Origin of the sequence: Mycobacterium gordonae (genome assembly GCF_001417955.2) — a bacterium.
GTDB classification, from domain to species: domain Bacteria; phylum Actinomycetota; class Actinomycetes; order Mycobacteriales; family Mycobacteriaceae; genus Mycobacterium; species Mycobacterium gordonae_B.
Window position 1 is genome coordinate 1 of the sequence record NZ_LKTM01000067.1, and the last position, 7,613, is coordinate 7,613.

Below are 7,613 nucleotides of genomic sequence, written 5' to 3' on the forward strand. Positions count from 1 at the left end.
GTCCCACCTGCGCCGCCGGCGCCCCCACTGCCGTAAAAGATTCCAGCCGCACCACCGGTACCGCCGGCCTGGCCGGGGGCTCCGGAACCGCCGTTGCCTCCGTTGCCGAACAAGATTCCACCGGCACCGCCGGCTTGCCCGGTACCGGCGGCCCCGTTGGTGCCGTCGCCGATCAGCGGGCGGTTCAACAGGAACCTGGTCGGGGCGTTGATCAACAGCAGAATGTCGTCGACCACGGTTTGCAGTGGGTTGACACTGGCCGCCTCGGCCGCCCAGTAGGCGTTGCCCGCACCGGTCAGAGCCTGCACGAATTCGTTGTGGAATGCCGACACCTGCGCGCTGACCAGCTCATAGTCCTGGGCGAAACCGCCGAACAGCCGCGCTATCGACTCCGACACCTCGTCGGCCGCCGCGGGCAACACCTGGGTGGTTGCCGCGGCTGCCGCCGCGTTGGCCTGGCTGATCGTCGCGCCGAGCCCGGCCAGGTCCGCGGACGCCGCCGCAAAGGCCTCAGGCACAGCGATCAAGTAGAAGGACATCCGGGCTCCCCTGGCGTTCGACGGCACCAACAGCTCACGATCGTTGCAGAACTCTACGCGTGTCTGATACGAGGCTTAGCCGGAACACGAAAGACAGTGAAAACGCAGAGATTTCGCTGCGGCAGACCTATCGAACCCGGGTGAACCGGTGCAGCAGCCAGGCCAGCGGGATGGTCACCACCATGGTGGCGATGAACAGGTTCAGCATCGGGCCGGTGTACACATGTGCCCGCACGATGTAGACCATCGCGAATTCCATTGTGATCAGGTGGATCAGGAAGATCTCATAGGAGATCTCGCCGAGCCAGACCATCGGCCGGCTGGCCAGCGCCCGCGAATACCAGCCCTGATCGCCAGGGGCCAGTGGCGCCACCGCAAGCGTGGCGATGACGGCGTAGAAACCGGTCTTCCACAGCGCTTCCGGCAACGAGGCCGGCGAGGTGGTGGGTGCGCCGGCGATCGGAGTGGAGACGATGAAGTAGCAGATCACCGCGAGCGGGATGGCCACGAATGCGTAGCAGCGCACCCCCATCTGCTGCAGCACCGTCAGCATCATGCCGCCCAGGAACCAGGCCAGGTACGTGGGTAGCCACAGCCGCGCGCCGTCGGGAAAGAACCGGTCGATGTGCACCAGCACCAGCCAGCCCGGGCTGACCAGAGTCAACGCCGCCAGCGCCGCGAGAACCAGCTTGGGTTGCCAACGTCGCCGGCTGAGCAGCACCAGCAGCAGGTAGGCCAGCAGCGGCAGCGTCACATAGAAGGCCGCCTCGACCGCCAGGCTCCACATCTGGGTCAGGCCTTGATGCAGGTACTTGCCGAGGTAGCCGTCCGTGTAAATCTGTGTGAGCGTGAGGTTTCGGGTCAGGCCCAACCAGCTGTGCCCGGGATTGGGTCCCGCCTCGCGGTAGTGGTAGAGCACGTAGGCGATCAGGACGGTGACGACGTAGGCGGGCATGATGCGCCGCACCCGATTACGCGCATAGCGACGCACCGACGGCCACGGACTGCCGGTGGCGGCCGATTTCACCCAGGGCCGGAACAGCAGGAATCCGGACAGGACGAAGAACATCGGTACGCCGATTTCCATCCGCGCACCGACCAGACCCCAGTAGCCGTGGGTGTATTTGCCGGTGGTGTAGGCGGCGTGGGTGCCCACCACCAGCAACGCCGCGACGGCACGGACACCGGTCAGCGACGCCACCCGGTCGACGCCAGCAGTCTGCTCGAGACCGCCCTGGGCGTCCTCGGCTTCCGACACCGTCATGCGTCGCGCTTCCGGGGCGGCTTGCCCTGGCCGGGGGGTTTCCTGGGTGTTCGAGTGTTGTCGGAGCGCCGGTCCGGGCGGAGGTTGATCAGCACCCCTGAGATACGGGTCTGCTCAAGCTTTTTCAGCACCGCCCGGGGTAGCTTGGCCGGGAGTTCCACCATGGAGAAGTCCGGCCCGATGGCGATGTGGCCGAAATCGCTGCGGTGCAGACCCCCCTCGTTGGCGATCGCGCCGACGATCGCACCCGGGCCGATGCGGTGCCGCTTGCCCACGTCGATTCGGTATGTGGTGAAAGGCTTTGTCTGTCTTGGCCTTTCCGGGCGCTCGCGGTTTTCGTCGCGTTCCTTGCGTTCTTTGCGCCGCTCCGGCGGCGGATCCGGTGCCAGCAGGAAAGCCTCACCGTCGCGAGATTGCAACGCCAGCGCTGCGGCGATTTCGGCCATCGGCACGTCGTGCTCGCGTTCGTAATCCTCCACCAGCCGGCGGAACAGCTCGATGCCCTGACTGCCGAGTGCGTCGGTGATCGAGTCGGCGAACTTAGCGACCCGCTGCGCGTTGACGTCCTCCACGGTCGGCAGTTCGGCCTCGACAAGCGTTTGCCGCGTGGCCTTTTCAATCGCCTTGAGAAGGTGGCGCTCCCGGGGCGAGACGAACAGCAGCGCGCTGCCGGACCGCCCCGCGCGGCCGGTACGCCCGATGCGGTGCACATAGGACTCGGTGTCGTGTGGAATGTCGTAGTTGAGCACGTGCGAGATACGCTCCACATCCAGCCCGCGGGCGGCGACGTCGGTGGCCACCAGGATGTCAATGCTTCCGTCTTTGAGTGCGGCGATCGTTCTCTCCCGCTGCCCTTGCGGGATGTCCCCGTTGATGGCCGCCGCGGAAAAGCCTCGGGCGCGCAGCCTTTCGGCCACCTCCTCGGTGGCCTGCTTGGTGCGCACGAAGACGATCATCGCCTCGAACGGCTCGACCTCGAGCACCCGCGTCAGGGCATCCATCTTGCGCGGGCCCGCCACCTGGATGTAGCGCTGCGAAATGTTGTCGGCGGTAGCGGTTTTCGCTTTGGAGGTGACTTCCAGTGGATCGTGCAGATATTTGGCGGTGATCTTGCGGATCGCCGGTGGCATGGTGGCAGAGAACAGCGCCACCTGTTTGTATTCCGGCGTCTCGGACAGGATGCGGTCGACCTCTTCGGCGAAGCCCATGGTCAGCATCTCGTCGGCCTCGTCGAGCACCAGGTAGTCCACCCGCGACAGGTCCAGCGTGCCGCGTTCCAGATGGTCGATAACGCGGCCCGGGGTGCCGACCACCACCTGGGCGCCGCGCCTGAGGCCGGCCAGCTGTACTCCGTAGGAGGCACCGCCGTAGATCGGCAGGACGTTGAGCTGGCGCAGCTGAGCGCCGTAGCGGCTGAACGCCTCGGCCACCTGCAGGGCCAGTTCGCGGGTGGGGGCCAGCACCAGCGCCTGGGTGGCTTTGCTGCTGGTGTCGATTTTGGACAGGATCGGCAGCGCGAAAGCCGCCGTCTTGCCGGTGCCGGTCTGGGCCAAGCCCACCACGTCCGAACCGGCCATCAGCGCCGGAATCGTCGCCTCCTGGATCCCGGTCGGGGATTCGTAGCCCACGGCAGCGATCGCACGCACGACATCGGGATGAATCTGCAGGTCGGCGAACGTCGTGACGGGTGCTTCAGTGGGATTTTCCGGGATTGCCATCAGGAGATGAAGTCTAGAGTGTGCCGCCCGGGCGGCCATGCCTGCCGCACCCCTGCGCGCGATGACGGTACGGTGCCCGGTGTGCGGACCCACCTTGCAGCGGCGCTGGCGGCTGCCACGATGGCAGTGGCGACACTGGCCGGATGCGGGTCGGGGGACTCTACGGTCGCCAAGACGCCGCAGGCCACCAAACCGACGTCGGCGGCGATGACGGCGGGCCCGGCGAACCCGCCACCGGGCACGGCGGCCCCACCCGCCACCAGCGAGCCGCCACCGGACCCGTGCGCGGTCAACCTCGGTTCGCCCGCCATCGCCAAAGTCGTCTCGGAGTTGCCCCGCGACCCGCGCAGTCAGCAACCCTGGAACCCAGAACCGCTGGGCGGCAACTACAACGAGTGCGCGCAGCTGTCCGCGGTGATCATCAAGGCCAACACCAACGTGGACAATCCGACCACCCGTGCGGTGCTGTTCCACCTGGGCAAGTTCATCCCGCAGGGCGTGCCGGACACCTACGGTTTCAACGGGGTTGACCCGGCGCAGAGCACCGGGGACACCGTTGCGCTGACCTACGCCAGTGGGGTCGGTCTGCCCGCCACGGTGAAGTTCCGCTGGAACGGCAGCGGGGTGGAGATCATCGGTAATGGGCCTGGCCGCTGAGCCCTAGGGGATGTTAGGAGCGTCGCTGCCAGGCGTTCCAATCGAACCGTCGGCACCGCCAGGACCACCGGGGCCACCCGCCTGGGCGACGTAAGCGCCGCCGGGGGTGTTGGTCGGGGTGGATTCGCCGCCGAGTCCGCCGATCCCACCGGTGCCCGGGTGCAGGGCGTCGACGTAGGTGCCACCGTTGCCGCCGGCACCGCCGTCCCCACCGTGGGCGGTGGTGTTGGTGGAAGTGCCGCCGCTGTCGGCATAGACCTTGCCCCAACCGCCGTGACCACCGTCGCCGCCCCTGGCCAGCCCATTGTTGTGGCCGCCGTCGCCGCCGTCGCCGCCGATCGCCGTGCCGTTGATGACCTGTCCGGTGGGGTCAGCGGCGTCGACGTTGACCGACGTCCACCCGTCACCGCCGTCACCGCCGTTCCCGCCGTAGCCGATGCCGCCGTTCCCGGCGGTCGCGGTACCGCTGACGATCGTGTTGTCCACGCCGGTGACCTGGGCGCCGCCGCCGCGGCCGCCGGTCGCACCGGTGGTGGTGGCCGCGCCGCCGTCGCCGCCGAAGGCGGTGCCGTCAGCAGTTCCGTTGCCGGTGGACAGCACCACCGCATAGTTGCCCTGGCCGCCGTGGCCGCCGCCGGTGGCGTTGCCACCGTCGCCGCCGTAGGCGGATCCGGTTGCGTGGCCACCGGTTTGGCCGATGTAGCCGGCCTGGATCTCGCCGGAGCTTCCGTTGCCGCCGACGCTGCCGACACCGGTGCCGCTGCCGCCGGCACCGCCCTTGCCGAGTCCGTCGGCGAAGCCGTTCACGTAGGCGTTGGTGTCACCTATGCCGCCGTTGCCGCCGACGCCGCCATTGAGGCCGTCGCCGCCCGCGCCACCGAGGCCGGTGCCGCTCGCATGGCCGTTCGCGCCGTAGGCGTAGATGGCACCTTCGCCGCCGGTACCGCCGGTGCCGCCGACGGTGGCATTGCCGCCGTCGCCGCCGTGACCCGTGCCGCTGGCGCTACTGCCGGCAGCGATAGCCTGCACATCGCCGTAACCACCTGCACCGCCTGCGCCACCGGTGTCTCCGTCACCACCGTCGCCGCCGATCGCATGACCACCAGCCACGACACCGCCGTTGTCGGCGATGACGTCGGCGGCGCCGCCACCGCCGCCGGTGCCGCCGTTGGTGCCGAGTCCGGCGTTGCCGCCCTGGGCGGTGCTGCCGGCCACGGTGCTGCCCACGCCGTCGGCGGTGATGCTGGCGTTGCCGCCCATCGCGGTGCTGCTGTTCTGCCCACCGGTCGCACCACTCGCCGAGATGCTGCCCCCGTTGGTGGCGCTCACCGTCGCCGCCGTGCCGATCTGACCGGCCACCGCATCACCGGCCACCGCAGAGCTGTCGATCACCGTGCCATTGACCGCCAACACCTGACCCGTCCCCCCGGAAACACCCGCCGTGGAATCACCACCGGTCGCGGTACTGCCGGTGATCACACCACCACTACCGGGATCACCGAAGGTCCCGGCGATCACATAGCCCTGGCCACCCAACGCGCCCACACCACTGCTGGAATCACCGCCGACACCACCGGTCGCGGTGCTGTCAGTGGCGATACTGCCCGTTCCGTTGGCCACGATCCGGCCCTGACCACCCGTCCCGCCGGTACCACCGGAGGTACCCGCACCACCATTGCCGCCCGTGGCCGTGCCGCTGGCCTGACTGTTCTGACCGAACGCCTGAACATTGCCGATGGTGCCGTTCCCGCCGTGGCTACCGACACCGGTGCCAGTGCCACCATCACCGCTTTGACCGACGCCGCCGGCGTACGCCCCGGCGTTGAAGGCACCGACCTGACCGCTGCTGCCGTTACCACCGACACCACCGAGCAGACCATCACCACCGTCCCCACCTAAACCGCTGCCATCGGCCACCGCACCCAGACCCCCGGCCACCACACTGCCGATACCACCATTGCCGCCAGTACCACCACCGGTCGCATCACCACCGCCACCACCGGTGCCAAACCCGCTGGCCGCCCCACCATCACCACCGATACCCGGACGCACGAAGCCACCCTGAATATTGCCCTGGCCCCCGTTACCACCCACACTGCCCACGCCATCAGCATTGCCACCCTGACCACCCAGGCCCTCACCCGACGCGCTACCACCAGCACCACCCTGCAACCCGGCACTGACCTCCGACGCACCACCATGACCACCCACACCACCATTGACACCCCCACCACCAGCACCACCGGTCGCCGAAGCATCCAAAACCGAACCACCCTGGTTGGCAACCATATTGGCGTCACCACCACCGCCGCCAGTGCCGCCGTTGGTGCCGAGTCCGGCGTTGCCGCCCTGGGCGGTGCTGCCGGCCACGCTGCTGCCCACGCCGTCGGCGGTGATGCTGGCGTTGCCGCCCATCGCGGTGCTGCTGTTCTGCCCACCGGTCGCGCCGCTCGCCGAGATGGTGCCCCCGTTGGTGGCGCTCACCGTCGCCGCCGTGCCGATCTGACCGGCCACCGCATCACCGGCGACCGCAGAGCTGTCGATCACCGTGCCATTGACCGCCAGCACCTGACCCGTCCCGCCGGAAACACCCGCCGTGGAATCACCACCGGTCGCGGTACTGCCCGTGATCACACCACCACTACCGGGATCACCGAAGGTCCCGGAGACCACATAGCCCTGGCCACCCAACGCCCCCACACCACTGCTGGAATCACCGCCGACACCACCGGTCGCGACGCTGCCAGTGGCGATACTGCCCGTTCCATTGGCCACGATCCGGCCCTGACCACCCGTCCCGCCGGTACCACCGGAGGTACCCGCACCACCATTGCCCCCGGTGGCCGTGCCGCTGGCCTGACTGTTCTGGCCGAACGCCTGAACATTGCCGATGGTGCCGTTCCCGCCGTGGCTACCGACACCGGTGCCAGTGCCACCATCACCGCTTTGACCGACGCCGCCGGCGTACGCCCCGGCGTTGAAGGCACCGACCTGACCGCTGCTGCCGTTACCACCGACACCACCGAGCAGACCATCACCACCATCGCCGCCTAAACCGCTGCCATCGGCCACCGCACCCAGACCCCCGGCCACCACACTGCCGATCCCACCGTTGCCGCCGGTACCACCACCGGTCGCATCACCACCGGCGCCACCGGTGCCAAACCCGCTGGCCGCCCCACCATCACCGCCGATACCCGGCCGCACGAAGCCACCCTGAATATTGCCCTGGCCCCCGTTACCACCGACACTGCCCACGCCATCAGCGTTGCCACCCTGACCACCCAGGCCCTCACCCGACGCGCTACCACCAGCACCACCCTGCAAACCGGCACTGACCTCCGAAGTACCACCATGGCCACCCACACCACCATTGACACCCCCACCACCAGCACCACCGGTCGCCGAAGCATCCAAAACCGAACCACCCTGGTT

General features: G+C 68.4%; 5 protein-coding genes. 1 reads left to right on the plus strand and 4 read right to left on the minus strand.

The window, feature by feature from the left end:
* From AO501_RS08460 to AO501_RS08470, 3 genes are all read right to left on the minus strand, one after another.
* On the minus strand, positions 1–539 hold a 539-nt coding region (locus AO501_RS08460; RefSeq protein ID WP_156452412.1), incomplete at its 3' end, for a PE family protein.
* 127 nt (positions 540–666) lie between these two features.
* The gene (locus tag AO501_RS08465) at positions 667–1,803 is read right to left on the minus strand and encodes an acyltransferase family protein (RefSeq protein ID WP_055577301.1); all 1,137 of its coding nucleotides are present in this window, start codon (positions 1,801–1,803) and stop codon (positions 667–669) included.
* Positions 1,800–3,521, minus strand: a complete 1,722-nt coding sequence (locus tag AO501_RS08470) for a DEAD/DEAH box helicase (protein ID WP_055577303.1) — start codon at positions 3,519–3,521, stop codon at positions 1,800–1,802. Before AO501_RS08470 ends, AO501_RS08465 begins: the two co-directional genes overlap by 4 nt.
* A 120-nt stretch (positions 3,522–3,641) precedes the next feature.
* On the opposite strand from AO501_RS08470, the gene AO501_RS08475 reads away from it, so the two are divergent.
* Entirely contained in the window at positions 3,642–4,178 is a 537-nt protein-coding gene (locus AO501_RS08475; protein ID WP_055577304.1) for an LppP/LprE family lipoprotein, read from the plus strand.
* Positions 4,179–4,181: 3 nt separating this feature from the next.
* Here the strand turns inward: AO501_RS08475 and AO501_RS40095 are convergent, their stop codons facing one another.
* On the minus strand, positions 4,182–7,595 hold the full coding sequence (locus tag AO501_RS40095) for a beta strand repeat-containing protein (protein WP_156452413.1): 3,414 nt from the start codon (positions 7,593–7,595) through the stop codon (positions 4,182–4,184).
* Positions 7,596–7,613 lie beyond the last annotated feature (18 nt).